This is a genomic window from Roseateles sp. P5_D6 (genome assembly GCF_054049415.1).
Window position 1 is genome coordinate 286,190 of record NZ_JBFUMK010000006.1, and the last position, 16,275, is coordinate 302,464.

At 68.3% G+C, this 16,275-nt stretch carries 11 protein-coding genes; 6 read left to right on the forward strand and 5 right to left on the reverse strand.

Annotated features, from left to right (window positions below; translation table 11 throughout):
- Positions 1-34 precede the first annotated feature (34 nt).
- Genes ACXJKM_RS10775 through ACXJKM_RS10795 form a run of 5 tightly spaced genes read right to left on the reverse strand, consistent with a single transcriptional unit; the run spans position 35 to position 7,733 of the window.
- Complete coding sequence (locus ACXJKM_RS10775) at positions 35-2,845, reverse strand: serine/threonine-protein kinase (RefSeq protein WP_457352251.1); 2,811 nt, start codon at positions 2,843-2,845, stop codon at positions 35-37.
- On the reverse strand, positions 2,845-3,429 hold the full coding sequence (locus ACXJKM_RS10780; protein WP_056200637.1) for an ECF-type sigma factor: 585 nt from the start codon (positions 3,427-3,429) through the stop codon (positions 2,845-2,847). The genes ACXJKM_RS10775 and ACXJKM_RS10780 overlap by 1 nt, the downstream gene beginning before the upstream one ends.
- Position 3,430: 1 nt before the next feature.
- Positions 3,431-4,714, reverse strand: a complete 1,284-nt coding sequence (locus tag ACXJKM_RS10785) for a tryptophan--tRNA ligase (RefSeq protein WP_457352253.1) — start codon at positions 4,712-4,714, stop codon at positions 3,431-3,433.
- 36 nt (positions 4,715-4,750) lie between these two features.
- Positions 4,751-5,773 carry a LacI family DNA-binding transcriptional regulator gene (locus tag ACXJKM_RS10790; protein ID WP_056200633.1) on the reverse strand — a complete coding sequence of 341 codons (1,023 nt, stop codon included), beginning with the start codon at positions 5,771-5,773 and terminating at the stop codon, positions 4,751-4,753.
- Positions 5,774-5,804: 31 nt separating this feature from the next.
- Complete coding sequence (locus ACXJKM_RS10795; RefSeq protein ID WP_457352255.1) at positions 5,805-7,733, reverse strand: glycoside hydrolase family 3 protein; 1,929 nt, start codon at positions 7,731-7,733, stop codon at positions 5,805-5,807.
- Positions 7,734-7,951: 218 nt separating this feature from the next.
- Here ACXJKM_RS10795 and ACXJKM_RS10800 point away from each other — a divergent pair, with 218 nt between their 5' ends.
- From ACXJKM_RS10800 to ACXJKM_RS10825, 6 genes are all read left to right on the forward strand, one after another.
- On the forward strand, positions 7,952-10,699 hold the full coding sequence (locus tag ACXJKM_RS10800; protein WP_157281853.1) for a TonB-dependent receptor: 2,748 nt from the start codon (positions 7,952-7,954) through the stop codon (positions 10,697-10,699).
- A gap of 60 nt (positions 10,700-10,759) precedes the next feature.
- Positions 10,760-12,124, forward strand: coding sequence for a GH1 family beta-glucosidase (locus tag ACXJKM_RS10805; RefSeq protein WP_457352258.1), 1,365 nt, complete (start codon positions 10,760-10,762; stop codon positions 12,122-12,124).
- 133 nt (positions 12,125-12,257) lie between these two features.
- Positions 12,258-13,490, forward strand: coding sequence for an ABC transporter substrate-binding protein (locus ACXJKM_RS10810; protein ID WP_457352260.1), 1,233 nt, complete (start codon positions 12,258-12,260; stop codon positions 13,488-13,490).
- A 2-nt stretch (positions 13,491-13,492) separates the two neighbouring features.
- On the forward strand, positions 13,493-14,371 hold the full coding sequence (locus ACXJKM_RS10815) for a carbohydrate ABC transporter permease (protein WP_457352262.1): 879 nt from the start codon (positions 13,493-13,495) through the stop codon (positions 14,369-14,371).
- Positions 14,368-15,222 carry a carbohydrate ABC transporter permease gene (locus ACXJKM_RS10820; RefSeq protein ID WP_457319855.1) on the forward strand — a complete coding sequence of 285 codons (855 nt, stop codon included), beginning with the start codon at positions 14,368-14,370 and terminating at the stop codon, positions 15,220-15,222. Before ACXJKM_RS10815 ends, ACXJKM_RS10820 begins: the two co-directional genes overlap by 4 nt.
- Positions 15,219-16,274 carry an ABC transporter ATP-binding protein gene (locus tag ACXJKM_RS10825; RefSeq protein ID WP_457352264.1) on the forward strand — a complete coding sequence of 352 codons (1,056 nt, stop codon included), beginning with the start codon at positions 15,219-15,221 and terminating at the stop codon, positions 16,272-16,274. Before ACXJKM_RS10820 ends, ACXJKM_RS10825 begins: the two co-directional genes overlap by 4 nt.
- Position 16,275 lies beyond the last annotated feature (1 nt).

The following is a 16,275-nucleotide window of genomic DNA, read 5'->3' on the forward strand; positions in this document are numbered from 1 at the left end:
TGACGCGCTACCCACAGTGCCTAGAGGCATGGCTCTAGAAACGCCAGTCGCAATCGGTGGCGGCCGTGCCTGCCGCGAGTTGTGCGGCCACCTCGGTCAGCGGATGCAGCGCAGGCGTCAGCTCGGCGAGATTGGTCGGGCGCGAGGCTTCGGCGCGCGTCAGCGCCTCCTGCCAGGGCTCGCCGGCCGCGCGCAGCGCGCAGGCCAGCTGCAGGCGGGCAGCCCACTCGGGCAGGCCCTGAGGTTCGGGCAGGCCGTCGAAGTAGGCCACGCGGATGCGCGTGCCCGCCAGCGAGGCCGCTGGCGTGCCGGCCAGGCGGCTCTTGAAGAGATCGATGCGGCTGGCCAGGTTGCGGGACTCGGCGAGCAGCGGACGCAGCGTGTTCAGGCGGTGCTCGACATCGCGCGCCAGCGCTTGGCCAGCCTCGCCGGCGCCGGGCGCGATGGCAATGCGCGAGAGCGTCAGCAGGCCATCGGCGCGGCGCACGTCACCGATCAGCGGCGCGGCATCCAGCCCGGCGAGGGCCTGGGCGGCGGCGCGCAGGCTGGCCGCGTCGGCGCGGCCGGCGGCCAGCACGCGGGCCTCCAGCAACTGGGTGCGGCGCAGCAGGCCGGTCACGGCGTCGTCGGCGCCGGCGGCCTCGGTCTCGGCCTGGGCCTTCTCCAGCTGGGCCAGGGCCGCGCCGAACTCGCCGAGTTGCTGCAGGTAGACGGCCAGCAACTGGCGCATCAGCGTGCTGGCGTGGTTGCCGGGGCGCGCGATGGCGTCCCAGCGGCGGATCAAGTCATCGCTGCGCGCCGTGGCGTCGGCCGCGCTCTCGCGCGCCATCCGCCAGCGCACGAAGGCCAGGTTGCGCTCCAGCACCAGGGCCGGGCGGATGCGCTCGGCCTCCTGCGGGTTCCAGAACGGCTTGGCCGCCTCGAGCGAGCGCTCGGCCTCGCGCAGCCGGCCCTCGTAGACATAGAGCACGTTCTCGTAGGTCGCGAAGCGCGCATGCTCGAAGGGGTTCTTGGCATAGATCGCGTCGTTGGAGCGCTTGGCCAGCGCCAGTTCGCGCTCTGCATCGGCGAAGCGGCCCAGGCGACCGTAGGCCGTCAGCAGGTGCAGGCGCAGGCTGTGGGATTTCTCGCTCAGCGGCCCGTAGCGGCTGTCCCAGCGAGGCAGCAGCGGTTCCAGCAAGTCGATCACGGGCTGGCCGCCGGCGACGGCGGTGTGCAGGCCGGCCAGAGAGACGGCGGCGTCCTCGGTGCGCGGGTCGTTCTCACCGAAGGCCTGGCGGGCGTGGGCCAGGCGCGCTTCAGCCAACGGCGCCGCGACGTCGAAGCGCTGCAGCGCGAAATAGGTCTTGACCAGCGTGTCGAAGACACGGTCCTTGACCTCGGGCTGGTCGTTGAAGCGCGTGGCCAGCTCCTGGCGCTTGCGGTCCAGCAGTTCCACCACGGTGGGCTGGCGGCCGCCGTTCTGGTCGGGGCTGGCCGCGCCGAGCAGCTCTGCCAGATAGCCCGTGACCTGCTCGGACTCGCGCGCTGCGGCCTGGGCCTCGTGCCGCTGCCAGAGGCTGACGGCCAGGCCCAGGCTGAGGGCCGCGAACACCAACGTGGCGCCGACCGCCAGCGCGGCATTGCGGCGCAGCCAGAGGCGCACGCGATGCTGCCAGTCCTCGGCACGCACGCTGACCGGGCGCTGGGCCAGCCAGTGCTCGAGGTCGTCGATGAAGTTGCCGACGCTGGTATAGCGTTCGGCCGGGTTCTTGCGCAAGGCCTTGGCGGCGACGGCCTCCAGGTCGCCCGCCGCCCGGTCCGCATCGAGGGGGCGGCCGGGGCCTGCCTCGTCGCCGGCGCTGTCGGCCGAGCCGGTCGTGCGTGTGGAACGGGTGATGCGCTGGGCCTGGCCGTGCAGCACGGCATGCTCCAGGGCCGTGCGGCCCAGGCCGCGCTTGCCGAAAGGCAGGTCGCCGCTGGCCAGTTCGTAGAGCATCACGCCCAGCGAATAGATGTCGCTGGCCACGCCCACGGCCTCGCCGGTGATCTGCTCGGGCGCCGCGTAGGCCGGCGTCAGGCGCCGGCCGGTGATCTGTGTCAGCTGATGGTCGGACTGACGGCCGGAGTCGTCGAGCAGGCCGGCGATGCCGAAGTCCAGCAGCTTGGCATTGCCCTGCTCGTCCACCATGACGTTGCCGGGCTTGAGGTCGCGGTGCAGGATGAGCTGGGCATGGGCATGTTCGACGGCGCGCGCCACCTCCAGCAGCAGCTTCACGCGCGCCACCAGGCCAAGGTTGTGTGCGCGCACGTGCTCGGACAGCGTGCGGCCCACCACGTACTCCAGCACGAGGTAGGCGCGGCCGTCCTGCTCGCCGGCGTCCAGCATGCGGGCGATGCCCGGGTGGGTCAGCCGGCCGAGCAGGGCGCGCTCGCGGGCGAAACGGGCCGTCAGGCCGGGGCCGGCGCGGTCGCCGCGCAGCAGCTTGATGGCGGCCTCGCCCTGGTAGAGGCCATCGGCCCGCTCGGCCCGCCAGACCTGGCCCATGCCGCCCTCGCCGAGGGGTTCGGCCAGGCACCAGGAGCCCAGGCGGTCGCCGGGGCGGGCAGGTGTGGTGGTGGAGAGCGTCGGCTCGCTCAGCGCGGCGACCAGGCGGGTGTTGTAGCCCGGCATGTCGACGAGGACGGTGGCGTCCGTGTCTTCGTCCTCGGGCAAGGAGGCGAGCATGCGCGACAGCCGCGCGGCCAGTGCGGGCGGCTGCAACGCAGCCAGGCGCTCGGCCCGTGCCGCGGCGGGCAGCTCGGCGAGCTCGTCGAACAGCGCCGACAGCTGCTGCCAGTCCGAGGACTGCAAGCCCGAGTTCATCAGTACACCGAATTCGGCGGGTCGCCGAGCAGCTCCTGCAGCAGGGCGCGCGCCTTCAGCAATTCGCGGTTGATGCTGCGCGTGGACAGGCCCCGCACCGCCGCCACCTCGGCGATGGACAGGCCGGCGAAGCCCACCATCTCGATCAGCTCGTACAGGCCGTTGTCCAGGGCCTTCATGCGCTCCAGCGCCTGGTCCAGGCCCAGCATGTCGACGGCCGTGCTCTGCACGGCGGCCACATCGTCGGCCGCGGACAGCGTGACCATGACGGCGTCCCCGCCGCGTTTGTCGCGGCCTTCGGTGCGCAGGTGGTCGATGACGACGGAGCGCAGCACGCGGCCCACGTAGGCGAAGAACTGGCCGCGCGTCTCGCCCTGCAGGCCCTGCTGGTCGGCCATGCGCAGAAAGCCCTCGTGCACCAGGGCGGTGGTGTTCAGGCCGGCCGACCTGCCGCTCGGGCCGCTCTGCGCCAGGCGGATGCGGGCGACGCGCTTGATCTCGGGGTAGAGCAGGGCGTAGAGCTGCTGCAGGGACGCCGCGTCACCACGCGAAGTGCCGATCAGCAGTTCGGTGATGTCGGCCACGTCAGTCTTCCTGGAAGGCGGCGAGGGCGGCCGTGATGGCGGCGTCGCTGGCTTCGCGCTGCACCGGCGCATCGGCCACAAGACCTTCGCGCTTCAGCCGGGCGACCCATTGGCCGGCATCGCGGCCCTGCTCGAAGCCACTGCTCTGCAGCAGCAGCTCGCCACCCGCCGACAGCAGCTTGAAGTAGAACTTGCCGTCCGCCTCGCGGTATTGCTTGAAGACCGGCAGTGCGGCCTTCTCTGTCTTGGTAGCGGCTGTCGTCGCGGTGGACGTGTAGGGCCGCAGGCCGCAGGCCTCGCGCAATTGCTTCAGGAAGGGAACCGCAATGGCGCGGGCCTTGGCGGCGCCGGCCTGCAGCGTGGCTTCGAGCTGCTCGGGGTGGGCCATCAGGTGGGCATAGCGCTCGCGCATCGGGCCGATCTGGCCTTCGATCAGGTTCACGAGCTGCTGCTTGGCCTCGCCCCAGCCCAGGCCGCCGCGCAGGGCCGCGCGGAAGGCGGCGCGCTGCTCGGTGGTCGCGAAAGCATCGTAGATGGTGACCAGGGCCTGGCCCTGCGGGTCCTTGGGCTCGCCGGGCAGCTTGGAGTCGGTGACGATGCGCGCAACGGCCTCCTTCAGCGCCGCGCTGCCGCCTTCGAAGAGAGGGATGACGTTGTCATAGCTCTTGCTCATCTTGCGGCCGTCCAGCCCTGGCAGCAGCTCCATCTCGGCATCGGTCACGGCCTCTGGGGCAGTGAACAGCTCCTTGCCCCGGCCAAACAGGTGATTGAAGCGCTGGGCCACGTCGCGCGCCATCTCGATGTGCTGGACCTGGTCCTTGCCCACAGGCACTTTGTGCGCGTTGAACATCAGGATGTCGGCCGCCATCAGCACCGGGTAGCTGAACAGGCCCATGCTGACGTTGGCATCGGGCTCCTCGCCGGCAGCCACGGCCGCGTCCACGGCAGCCTTGTAGGCATGGGCCCGGTTCATCTGGCCCTTGGCCGTCACGCAGGTCAGCAGCCAGGTCAGCTCGGGGATCTCGGGCACATCGCTCTGGCGGTAGAAGGTGACGCGTTCGGCGTCCAGGCCGGCAGCCAGCCAGGTGGCAGCTATGGCGCGGCTGGAATGGGCCAGGCGGTCCGGCTCGTCGCACTTGATCAGCGCGTGGAAGTCGGCCATGAAGAAGAAGCTCTCCACGCCGGGCGCGCGGCTGGCTTCGATCGCCGGGCGGATGGCGCCGACGTAATTGCCGAGATGCAGGGTGCCGGTGGTGGTGATGCCGGTCAGGACGCGTTGAGGCATGGGTTTGGTGAAAAGTAACCAAACCGGATTGTGGCCTCAGCTTCGTTTGCGCGAAGGGGGTGCTGCTACGGAGGCGCGCCAGGTGACGGTGATGTCGAACTGCCGCGAGATGGGCAGCTGCTGCCCGTAGCAGCGGTTCAGCAGCCAGTGCAGGCCGGCCAGCGTGACCTCGTGGCTCGGGATGTGCACCGATGTGAGGCGCGGCGCCGCGAATTCGGCGCTGGGAGAGTCGTCATAGCCCAGCACCGAAACCTCATGCGGCACCGACACGCCGCGTTCCTGGAAATGCGCCAGCAGGCCGATGGCCATCTCATCATTGGCGCAGAACACGGCAGAGGGCAGGCGCTTTTGCTTGAGCAGCACCTCTGCCGCATCCCAGCCGGCCTGATTGGAAAAGTCGCCGGGTACGGTCAGGATCTTGGACGTGTCCAGCCCGCGCAGCGCCAGCTCGCCCATGAAGCCATTCAGGCGCGCCACGTTGTCGGGCGAGGTGGTCGGGCCGGAGACGACGGCGATGTCCTTGTGCTTGTGCTGCAGCAGCGCGCGGGCCGCCTGCACGCCGCCCTGCACGTGGTCGGCCGTGAAGCATTGGTCCTTGATGCGGTCGAAATGGCGATTCAGCACGACGACCTGGCGCGCCGCCGGGCCCAGGGCCTTGAGGTCTTCGTCCTGCAGCGCGTTGGACAGCACGATGAGGCCGTCGCAATCGCGGTCCAGCAAAAAGCGCATGCCGTCGTTGGTCTCGACGCGTTCGTCCTCGATGCCCTCGCCGAAGGCCACCACCATGTGCAGTCCTTGCGCGCGCAACACCAGGTCGATGGCGCGCAGGATGGGCGTGTAGTAGGTGCCGCGCAGGAAGGGGATGTAGACGCCGATCAGCTTGGACGTGCCCGCGCCCAGCGAACGCGCGGTGTGCGAGGGCCGGAACTTCAGCTGGGCAATGACCTTGCGCACGCGCTCGGCCGTGGCTGGCGCGACGGAACCGTTTCCGCTGATGACGCGCGAGGCGGTGCCCACGCCCACACCTGCCAGCCGCGCTACGTCCTTGATCGTTGCCATTCGCCCTCTGCTTTTGTTGGGGCGGATTGAATCACAGGGGGCAGATCGGGGCGGGGTCTGCCGGCTCGGGCAGGGCCTTGGTATTTGCCTGGGTTTCCTTGCCACTCAGGCCGCCCCCGACCGGCCACCAGGACCTGGCTTCGTGGCTGCTGAATTGGCAGGGGCCTGCAGGCCAGGGGAAGGACAGGCGGCCGGTGAAGCCCGGCCAGGCCTTGCCGGCGGTCGGTTCCACCAGCACGTCGACCAAGCCGGCGCCCTCGGTGCCGGGCTGCCAGGCGGCAATGAAGGCATCGCTCTTGTTGGCCAGGTCATTCACATAGAGCGGCCGGCCCGAGTACAGCAGCGTGACGACGGGTTTGCCGCGGCCGGCGACCCGCTGCAGCACTTCCGCGTCCTTGGGATGGCGACGGCTGAAGCGCAGGTTTTCGGTGATGCGCGCATCGCCCTCGCCCTCGGCATAGGGTGTCTCGGCGAGCACGGCGACGACGGCGTCGAAGTTCTTCGGGTCGCTCTTGCTGCCGTCAGCGTCGAAGGTGACCTGCGCGGCACCCAGGCGCTGCCGCAATGCCGCCAGCAGCGACGTGCCTTGCGGATAGTCGACATTGCTCGTGTCGCGGCCCTGCCAGGTCACGCTCCAGCCGCCGCTCTGGTGGGCCAGACTGTCGGCCGCGGTACCGACAACGAGCACGCGGGCCGTGCCCTTGAGCGGCAGCAGGCCGGGCTTGTTCTTCAGCAGCACCAGCGACTCGCGCACCGCGCGGCGCGCCAGCTCGGGCGCCTGCATCGCCTCGACCGTGGCGGGCACGGCCGGCTGCATGCCGATGCTGAACTTCACGCGCAGGATGCGGCGCACTGCGTCGTCGATGCGGGCCATCGGGATCCTGCCCTGCTCGGCAGCCCGCAGGGTGTTGTCGAAGAAGGCCTTCCAGTGGAAGGGCACCATGACGACGTCGATGCCGGCGTTGATGGCGGCCGGGCAGTCCTCGGGCGTGCAGCCGGGCACCTGGCCGACGCCGTCCCAGTCGCTGACGATGAGGCCGTCGAAGGCCAGGCGGTCTTTCAGCACGCCGGTCATCAGCACGGCGTTGCCATGCATCTTGCCGTGCTCGACGTAGCCAGCGCTGTCGGTCCAGCTGCTGAAGGAGGTCATGACGGTCAGCACGCCGGCGTCCAGCGCACCCAGGTAGCCCGCGCCGTGCACATTGGCGAGATCGGCCGGCGAAGCCTGCGTCACGCCCTGGTCGATGCCGCGGCGCGTGCCGCCATCGCCGACGTAGTGCTTGGCAGTCGCCAGCACGCCGCGGCCCTCCTTCATGCCGTCCTGCAAGCCTTCCACCGAGGCCTGGCCGAGGCGCTTCACCAGGGCCGGATCGACGCCGAAGCTCTCGTAGGTGCGGCCCCAGCGCACGTCCTGCACGACAGCCAGCGTAGGCGAGAAGGCCCAGTGCAGGCCCGAGGCGCGGATGGCGCGCGCCGTGGCGCGGCCGATGTCGCGCACCAGGTCGGCGTCACGCGTCGCACCCAGCGCGATGTTGTGCGGGAAGAGAGTGGCGCCGCGCACGTTGTTGTGGCCGTGCACGGCGTCGGTGCCCCAGATCAGCGGGATGCCCGGCGTGGCCTGCAGGGCCGCGGCCTGGAACTTTTCGGACAGCTCGCGCCACTGCGCCGGCGTGGCCGCGCGGTCCTGGCCCGGCCAGCCCCCACCGCCGTTCAGGATAGTGCCGATGGCGTACTCGCGCACCTGCTCCGGCGTGATCGCGCGGATCTCGGGCTGGGTCATCTGGCCGATCTTCTGGCGCAGGGTCAAGTTCTTCAGCGCGGCCTCGACCTTGGCCTCGAGTGCCGCATCCCGCACGGGCTTGCGGGCCGGCCAGGCCTGCACGACGGCATCGGTTTCGGCCGCGCCGGCCATGGTCGCCAGGGCAAGCAGGGCAGCGAGAAGTGCGGTTGAGCGAGTCATCGTGGAGTGTCCGTTGGGAGCGCGACGGTAGTGGGTGAAGCAAAAAAACGTCAACCCCCGGGCCGACGAGATTGACAGCCCCGACTGTGGCGCATTAGATTTGCGCCGTGTTTGGAACCGGTTCCAATTTTGATGCCGACACCGCCAAGGAGCGCGGAGGCATCGCCACCCAAAAAGCCGGCCGAGCAGCGAACAAGACGAACCAGGAGACGAAAGAAATGCTCAAGCAAGCTCAGCGTGCGGCAGTGCGCACCATCGCCCCAACTTCGCCCCAGCGGCGCAATCGCCTCACGCCCATTGCCGTCTGCGTCGGCCTGCTGGGCGCATCGGCGCTGGCACTGGCCCAGACCGCGCCGGCGGGCGAGCAGAAGCTCGACACCGTGACGGTCACCGGCTTTCGCGCCAGCCTGGAATCCTCGATCAGCACCAAGCGCAACGCCGATGCCATCGTCGAATCCGTCTCGGCCGAGGACATTGGCAAGCTGCCCGACGTGTCCATCGCCGACGCGATCTCGCGCCTGCCCGGCCTGACGGCTCAGCGCGTGGCCGGGCGCTCGTCCGTCATCAGCATCCGCGGCATGGCGCCGCGCTATGGCGTGACGCTGCTGAACGGCCGCGAGATCGTCTCCACGGGCGACAACCGCTCGGTGGAGTACGACCAGTTCCCGTCGGAGCTGATCAACGCCGCCACGGTCTACAAGACGCCGGACGCCAGCCTGTCGGCGCAAGGCCTGTCGGGCACGGTCAACATGAAGACGCTGCGCCCGCTGGACTTCGCGACCTCGCGCGGTGTCGTCGGCGCTCGCGTGGAACGCAACTCCAACGGCTCGCTGAACCCCGAGATCTCCGGCACCGGCAACCGCCTGAGCGCCTCGTATGTGACGCAGTCGGCCGACCGCACCTGGGGCGCGGCCGTCGGCTTTGCGCACCTGGACTCGCCCAACCAGGAAAAGCACTACAAGAGCTGGTGGTGGGCCAACACCAACAACTGGGGCGCACCACTGCCCGGCGTGCCCACGGACGCCGTCGCGCTGCAGGGCTTCGAGTTGGGTGCCGCCTCGTCGCGCCAGAAGCGTGACGGCCTGATGGGCGTGCTCGAGTACAAGCCCAATGCCGATTTCCACAGCACGCTGGACCTCTACTACTCCAAGTTCGACCAGACCGAGGCGCGCCGCACGGTGATGTCCGACATGTCGACCTGGTCGGGTGCGACCTGGAGCAATGCGCAGACGACGGTGGTCAACGGCGACAAGATCGTCACCAGTGGCATCGTCAACAACACCACGCCGGTGGCGCTGACGACCTTCAACAAGCGCCAGGACGACATCCGCGCCATCGGCTGGAACAACGAGCTGAAGCTGGCTGACTGGAAGCTGGTGGGGGACCTGAGCTGGTCCAAGGCCAAGCGCGACGAGCAGAACGCGGAAGTGCAGGCGGGCTCGCTGAGCCGTGTCAGCCTGGGGCAGGCCAACATCGTCACCGGCGACGGTCGCTCCACCTTCGCGCCGACCTTCGACTTCGGCGACGGCAAGAGCGTCTACCTGACCGACCCCGCCAACTGGGGCCGCGACGGCCGCAGCCAGTTTCCCAAGGTGCGCGACCAGATCAAGGCGCTCAAGCTGACGGCGGGCCGCAACTTCGACAGCTGGCTCAGCAACATCGAGGGCGGGCTGGACTACTCCGAGCGCGACAAGGACATGAACCGCACCGAGGTGAACTACAACCTCAAGAACGGCCGCGCGCCGATGCTGATTCCGTCCGCGCTGCTGCGCTCGCCGACCGACCTGGGCTTTGCCGGCAGCAATATCCGCATGGTCAATTTCGACCTGCCGAGCGCGCTGAGCTTGTACGACGTGGTGCCCACCTCGGCCGACCAGGCACCGGGCCGTATCTGGCAGGTGCACGAGAAGGTCACGGCCGCCCACGCCAAGCTCGGCTTCGAGTTCGACTGGGGCGTGCCCATCCACGGCAGCTTGGGCCTGCGCGTCGTGCATGCCAAGCAGTGGAGCGACGGCCTGTTCTGGAACGGCAAGACCAACGCGACCGAACCTGCCACCGGCGGCACCAGCTACACCGACACGCTGCCCAGCCTCAACATCGCTGCCGACGTGACTGCCAACACCATCGTGCGCTTCGGCCTGGCCAAGGTGCTGGCGCGGCCGAACATGGAGGACATGCGCGCCGGCTTCGCGGGCATCAGCGTCAGCACGACCGAGCCGCATCTGTGGTCGGCCAATGGCGGCAACCCCAAGCTGGAGCCCTGGCGCGCCGACGCGGTGGACCTGTCCGTGGAGCACTACTTCAGCAAGCGCAGCTATGTGGCGGCCGCGGTCTTCCACAAGAACATCAAGAACTTCGTCTACTCGCAGTCCATCGACTTCGACTTCACCGGCTTTCCCAACCCGACGGCCTTCACGCCCTACAGCAACATCGGCACGTTGACTACCCAGTCCAACGGCGGCGGCGGGATGATCGCCGGCACCGAGCTGAGTGGCTCGCTGGACGGCGGCCTGATCAGCCCCGCGCTGGATGGCATCGGTGTGAGCCTGAGCTACTCGGACACGCGCAGCTCGCTGCACGAGGGCAATGACGTCAGCAAACCTTTGGATGGTCTGTCGGGCAAGGCGACCAACTTCACCGTCTATTACGAACGCGACGGTATCTCGGCGCGCATCGGCAGCCGCCATCGCTCGCCCTTCGTGACGACGGTGCGCGGCACCTTTGGCGAGAACGTGCCGAGCATGATCTCCAGTGAAACCATCATCGACGCGCAGATCGGCTACGCGTTCGAATCGGGCCTCTTCAAGGGTCTGTCGCTGACGCTGCAGGTCAACAATCTGCGTGACGAGCCCTATCGCACCCGCGTCGGTGTCTCCACCGGTTCCGTCGATCCCAACGCTACCTTGCCTGAGCGATACACGTCCTATGGCCGCCAGTTCCTGATCGGCGGCACGTACAAGTTCTGATCGATTTCCCAGTTCCCTGAACCCGCGCCGGCCGCGCTGCCGGCGCCTCCCATTCGAAGCATGAGCTCCCACACCGCCCCGAAACGCCAAGACTTCCCCGCCGACTTCCGCTGGGGCGTGTCCACCTCATCCTTCCAGATCGAGGGCGCCGGCCGCGAGGACGGCAAGGGCGAGTCCATCTGGGACCGCTTCTGCAGCGAGCCCGGCCGCATCCGCGACGGCTCCAACGCGCTGGTGGCCTGCGACCATTACCACCTGTTCCCGCAGGACCTGGACATGGCGAAGGCTCTGGGCGTCAACGCCTACCGCTTCTCCATCGCCTGGCCGCGCATTCTTCCAAACGGAACTGCAGGGCGGGGCGCCGTGAACGAAGCGGGCCTGGCCTTCTACGACCGGCTGGTGGACGGCATGCTGGAGCGCGGCCTGGACCCCTGGGCCACGCTCTACCACTGGGACCTGCCGCAGCCGCTGCAGGAGCAAGGCGGCTGGCTCTCGCGCGACACGGTCGGCGCCTTCCTCGAATACACCGACATCGTCACGCGCCGCCTGGGCGACCGTGTCAAGCACTGGATCACGCACAACGAACCCTGGTGCTCCTGCATGATGGGCTACTGGGAGGGCGTGCATGCGCCCGGCGGCAAGAGCCTGGCCGATGCGATGCAGGCCTGCCACCACGTGCTGTTGTCGCATGGCCAGGCCATCCCGCTGATCCGCAAGAACTCGGCCGGCGCCCAAGTCGGCATCACGCTCAGCCTGCACCCCATCACCGCCGCATCCGATAGCGCCGAGGACGCCGCCGCGCTGAAACGCCACGATGGCCTGCGCAACCGCTGGTTCCTCGACCCGCTGTTCGGCCGCGGCTATCCCGAAGACACGCTGGCGCTGCTCGCGTCATCCGGAAATGCCGCGCCCAAGGTGGAGGCCGGCGACCTGGCGGCAATAGCCACCGCGACCGACTTCCTCGGCGTCAACTACTACTTCCCCGAGATGGTCAAGGCCGATCCGGCCGGTGGCCCGATGCGTGCCAGCCTGGTGGAGCGCGAGGGCGTCGAACGCACCGGCTTCGGCTGGGAGATCTCGCCACAGGGGCTGGTGGACCTGTTGACCCGCATCCAGCGCGACTACAACCCGGCCGTCATCCAGCTGACCGAGAACGGGTCCACTTTCGAAGATGTGCTGACGCCCGACGGCCATGTGCACGATGCCGAACGCCTGTCCTATCTGCAGCGCCATCTGAGTGCGGTCAAGCAGGCGCTGGACGCCGGCGTGCCGGTCAAGGGCTACTTCGCCTGGAGCCTGCTGGACAACTTCGAATGGGCCGAGGGCTATCTGCGCCGCTTCGGCATCGCCTATGTCGACTACGCCACCCAGAAGCGCACGCTGAAGGACAGCGGCCTCTGGTACGGCCAGTTCCTGAACGAATAATTAACGGCATGTCGCCCCTTATTTAAAGGGTACAGGCGGTTTCTAAATGAAATATTACAGGGTCCTCCCTCAGGCGCGCCAAGCCGCGCCGGGGCAAACTGCGCCTCGCCGCCCTCAAAGATCCGGAGACAAGATGAAGTTCCCCCGCCACGCCCTGGCCGCGGTTGCGCTGCTGGCTGCAACCGCTTCCAACGCCGCTGAACCCCTGAAAGCCGAGGTCATCCATTGGTGGACCTCGGGCGGCGAATCCGCCGCCGCCAAGACCCTGGCCGAGGCCTACAAGGCCCAGGGCGGCATCTGGGTCGACACGGCTGTCGCCCTGGGCGAGCAGGCTCGCTCGGTCGCCATCAACCGCATCGCCGGCGGCAACCCGCCCACGGCCGCCCAGTTCAACACCACCCAGCAGTTCCGCGACATCGTCGACCAGGGCCTGCTGAACAACGTCGACGCGGTGGCCCAGCGCGACGGCTGGGACAAGTTCCTGCCCGAGACCGTGCTGAGCGCCATCCGCGTCAACGGCCACTACTACGCCGCGCCGGTCAACATCCACAACATGACCTGGTTCTGGTTCTCCAAGGCCGCCTTCAAGAAGGCCGGCATCGCGGAAGAGCCCAAGAACTTCGATGAGCTGTTTGGGGCGCTGGACAAGCTCAAGGCCGCCGGCCTTGTGCCGCTGGCCCATGGCGGCCAGCCCTGGCAGGACGGCATCGTCTTCACGGCCGTGCTGGCCCACTACGGCGGCCGCGACCTGTATCTCAAGATCTTCCGCGACCGCGACCCCAAGGCCATCCTGGGCGAGGACTTCAAGAAGGTGCTGCTGGCCTACAAGAAGCTGCAGGGCTACACCGACAAGGGCTCGCCCGGCCGCAACTGGAACGACGCCACCGCCATGCTCATCAGCGGCCGCGGCGGCGTGCAGATCATGGGCGACTGGGCCAAGGGCGAGTTCGCCCAGGCCAAGCAGGAGGCCGGCAAGGACTACGGCTGCGCCCCAGGCTTCGGCCCCAAGGCGCCCTACATCATCCAGGGCGACGTGATGGTCTTCCCCAAGACCGACAAGCCCGACCAGGTCAAGGCCCAGCAGCTGCTGGCCAGCGTCATCACCCAGCCCGCCACGCAAGTCGCCTTCAGCATGAAGAAGGGCTCCATCCCCATCCGCACCGACGTCGACGTCAGCCAGATGGACATGTGCGCCCAGATGGGCGTGGCCGCGATGAAGGACAAGTCGCGCCAGCTCGGCAACGGCGAGATCTACATCACGCCCGACCAGAACGGCGCCCTGCAGGACGTGCTGACGAGCTACTGGAACCGCAACATTCCGGTCGAGAAGGTCCAGAAGGACATCGTCAACGCGCTGAAGTCCTGACGATGAAACGCCGTTCCCTCGCGGCCTGGGGCGCGCTGCTGCCCCTGGCCGTCATCGTTCTCGTCGGCTATGTCGGCACGGTGCTGTGGACGCTGCGCACCTCCGTGTCCAGCTCGCGCACCTTCCCCAAGGACGACTTCGTCGGCCTGCAGCAGTTCGAACGCCTGCTCGACAACGATCGCTGGCAGCTCGCCATCCACAACCTCGCCGTCTACGGTGTGCTCTACATCGTCGCGGCCATGCTGCTGGGCTTTCTGCTGGCCGTCTTCATCGACCAGAAGGTGCGCGGCGAGGGCGTGCTGCGCACCGCCTTCCTGTACCCGTATGCGATGTCCTTCGTCGCGACCGGCCTGGTCTGGCAATGGGTGCTCAACCCCGACAGCGGCCTGCAGAACGCGATGCAGCAGATGGGCTGGAAGGATTTCAGCTTCGACTGGATCGTTGACCAGGACATGGTCATCTACACCGTCGTCATCGCCGGCACCTGGCAGGGTGCGGGGCTGGTGATGGCGCTGATGCTCGCCGGCCTGCGCGGCATCGACGAGGAGATCTGGAAGGCGGCGCGGCTGGACGGCATTCCGACCTGGCGCGTGTATCTGTCCGTCGTGTTGCCCATGATGGGCCCGACGCTGGCGACCGTCTTCACGCTGCTGGCCACCGGCGTCGTCAAGGTCTTCGACACCGTCGTCGCGATGACCCAGGGCGGCCCCGGCACGGCCAGCGACGTGCCGGCCAAGTTCATCATGGACCACCTGTTCGGCCGCGCCAACCTGGCGCTGGCTTCGGCGGGTGCTGTGGTGTTGCTGCTCACGGTCCTCGCCTTGGTCGCGCCGCTCGCCTACGTGCGCAGCCGCCAGGCCGCGAAGGGAGGCCACGCATGAAGCGCACCAAGCATTGGGCCCGCATCGGCGTCTACGCCTTCCTGCTCTTCGCCGCGGCCTTCTTCCTGCTGCCGCTGTACGTGATGCTGACGACCTCGTTCAAAAGCATGGAGGAGATCCGCCTCGGCCAGATCTTCGCGCTGCCGTCGGCGCCCTCGCTGGGCGCCTGGCGTGCCGCCTGGAGCGAAGCCTGCACGGGCGTCAGCTGCGAAGGCATTCGCGGCGGCTTCTGGAGCTCGGTGGCCATCACGGTGCCGTCGGTCATCCTGCCCATCCTGCTGGGTGCCATCAACGGCTATGCGCTCTCCTGGTGGAAGCCCAAGGGCGGCCAGTGGCTGTTCGGCGTGCTGATGATGGGCGCCTTCATCCCCATCCAGGTGATGATCTATCCGCTCGTCAAGCTGGAAGCGGCCATCGGCATCTACAGCAGCCTGCCCGGCATCGTCGCCGTGCACCTGGTGTTCGCCATGCCCATCATGACGCTGCTGTTCCGCAACTACTACGCCAGCCTGCCGACCGAGCTGTTCAAGGCGGCGCGCGTGGATGGCGGCGGCTTCTGGCGCATCTTCGCGCAGCTGGTGCTGCCGATGTCCACGCCGATGCTGATCGTCGCGGCCATCATGCAGATCACCGGCGTGTGGAACGACTACATCCTCGGCCTGACCTTCGCCGGCCGCGAGAACCAGCCGATGACGGTGCAGCTCAACAACGTCATCAACACGACGACGGGTGAGCGTCTCTACAACCTCAACATGGCCGCGACGATCCTGACGTCCGCCGTGCCCCTGTTGGTCTATCTGATTTCCGGCCGCTGGTTCGTGCGCGGCATTGCAGCGGGCGCAGTCAAATGAGTGGCGTGAACATCCAAGGTCTGAGCATCAAGTTCGGCCACAACGAGGTCATCAAGAACCTGGACCTCCAGGTCGTCGAGGGCGAATTCCTCGTGCTGCTCGGCCCTTCGGGCTGCGGCAAGTCGACGCTGCTGCACAGCATCGCCGGCCTCATCGACGTGAGCGCAGGCAGCATCCACATCGGCGGCCAGGACATGACCGACGCTGAGCCCTCCGAGCGCGGCATCGGCATGGTCTTCCAGAGCTATGCGCTGTACCCGACGATGACGGTGGAGCGCAACATGTCCTTCGGCCCGCGCGTGGCCGGCATTCCCAAGGCCGAGATCGAGCGCCGCGTGAAGCGCGCGGCCGACATGCTGCAGCTGACGCCGCTTCTTAGCCGCAAGCCGGCTCAGCTGTCCGGCGGCCAGCGCCAGCGCGTCGCCATCGGCCGGGCGCTGGTGCGCGAGGCCGGCGTCTTCCTGTTCGACGAGCCGCTGTCCAACCTCGACGCCAAGCTTCGCGCCGAGCTGCGCCGCGAATTGAAGCTGCTGCACCAGACGCTGGGCAACACGATGATCTACGTGACCCACGACCAGGTCGAGGCCATGACGCTGGCCTCGCGCATCGTCGTCATGAAGAGCGGCGTCATCCAGCAGATCGGCACGCCCGGCGAGGTCTACGAGCGCCCGGCCAATCTCTTCGTCGCCGGCTTCCTCGGTTCGCCCGCCATCAACATGGTGCCGGCCCAGGTCGGTGCCGACGGCCGCTCGCTTGAAGGCGCGCTGCCTCTGCGGCTGGCTGAGGGGCGTGCGAAGGCCGGCCAGAGCCTCGTGCTCGGCGTGCGGCCCGAGCACGTGCGCCTGCAGTCGGATGGCCGCTGGCGCGCGACGGTGCAATTGGTCGAGCCCATGGGCAACCACCAGGTCGTCTGGATGAAGCTGGGCGAGCAGGGCTTCTCGGTCCTGGTGCACGACGGCCGCCGCATCTTGGCCGGCGACGAGCTGGCCTTCGACATCGACGAGTCGGCGCTCAGTGTTTTCGACGCCGCCAGTGAACAACGCCTGAGCTGAA

Coding starts and splice junctions, on each gene's coding strand:
- ACXJKM_RS10800 (WP_157281853.1), top strand. CDS start 7,952: ATGCTCAAGCAAGCTCAGCGTGCGGCAGTGCGCACCATCGCCCCAACT.
- ACXJKM_RS10785 (WP_457352253.1), bottom strand. CDS start 4,714: ATGCCTCAACGCGTCCTGACCGGCATCACCACCACCGGCACCCTGCAT.
- ACXJKM_RS10795 (WP_457352255.1), bottom strand. CDS start 7,733: ATGACTCGCTCAACCGCACTTCTCGCTGCCCTGCTTGCCCTGGCGACC.
- ACXJKM_RS10820 (WP_457319855.1), top strand. CDS start 14,368: ATGAAGCGCACCAAGCATTGGGCCCGCATCGGCGTCTACGCCTTCCTG.
- ACXJKM_RS10805 (WP_457352258.1), top strand. CDS start 10,760: ATGAGCTCCCACACCGCCCCGAAACGCCAAGACTTCCCCGCCGACTTC.
- ACXJKM_RS10810 (WP_457352260.1), top strand. CDS start 12,258: ATGAAGTTCCCCCGCCACGCCCTGGCCGCGGTTGCGCTGCTGGCTGCA.
- ACXJKM_RS10825 (WP_457352264.1), top strand. CDS start 15,219: ATGAGTGGCGTGAACATCCAAGGTCTGAGCATCAAGTTCGGCCACAAC.
- ACXJKM_RS10815 (WP_457352262.1), top strand. CDS start 13,493: ATGAAACGCCGTTCCCTCGCGGCCTGGGGCGCGCTGCTGCCCCTGGCC.
- ACXJKM_RS10775 (WP_457352251.1), bottom strand. CDS start 2,845: ATGAACTCGGGCTTGCAGTCCTCGGACTGGCAGCAGCTGTCGGCGCTG.
- ACXJKM_RS10790 (WP_056200633.1), bottom strand. CDS start 5,773: ATGGCAACGATCAAGGACGTAGCGCGGCTGGCAGGTGTGGGCGTGGGC.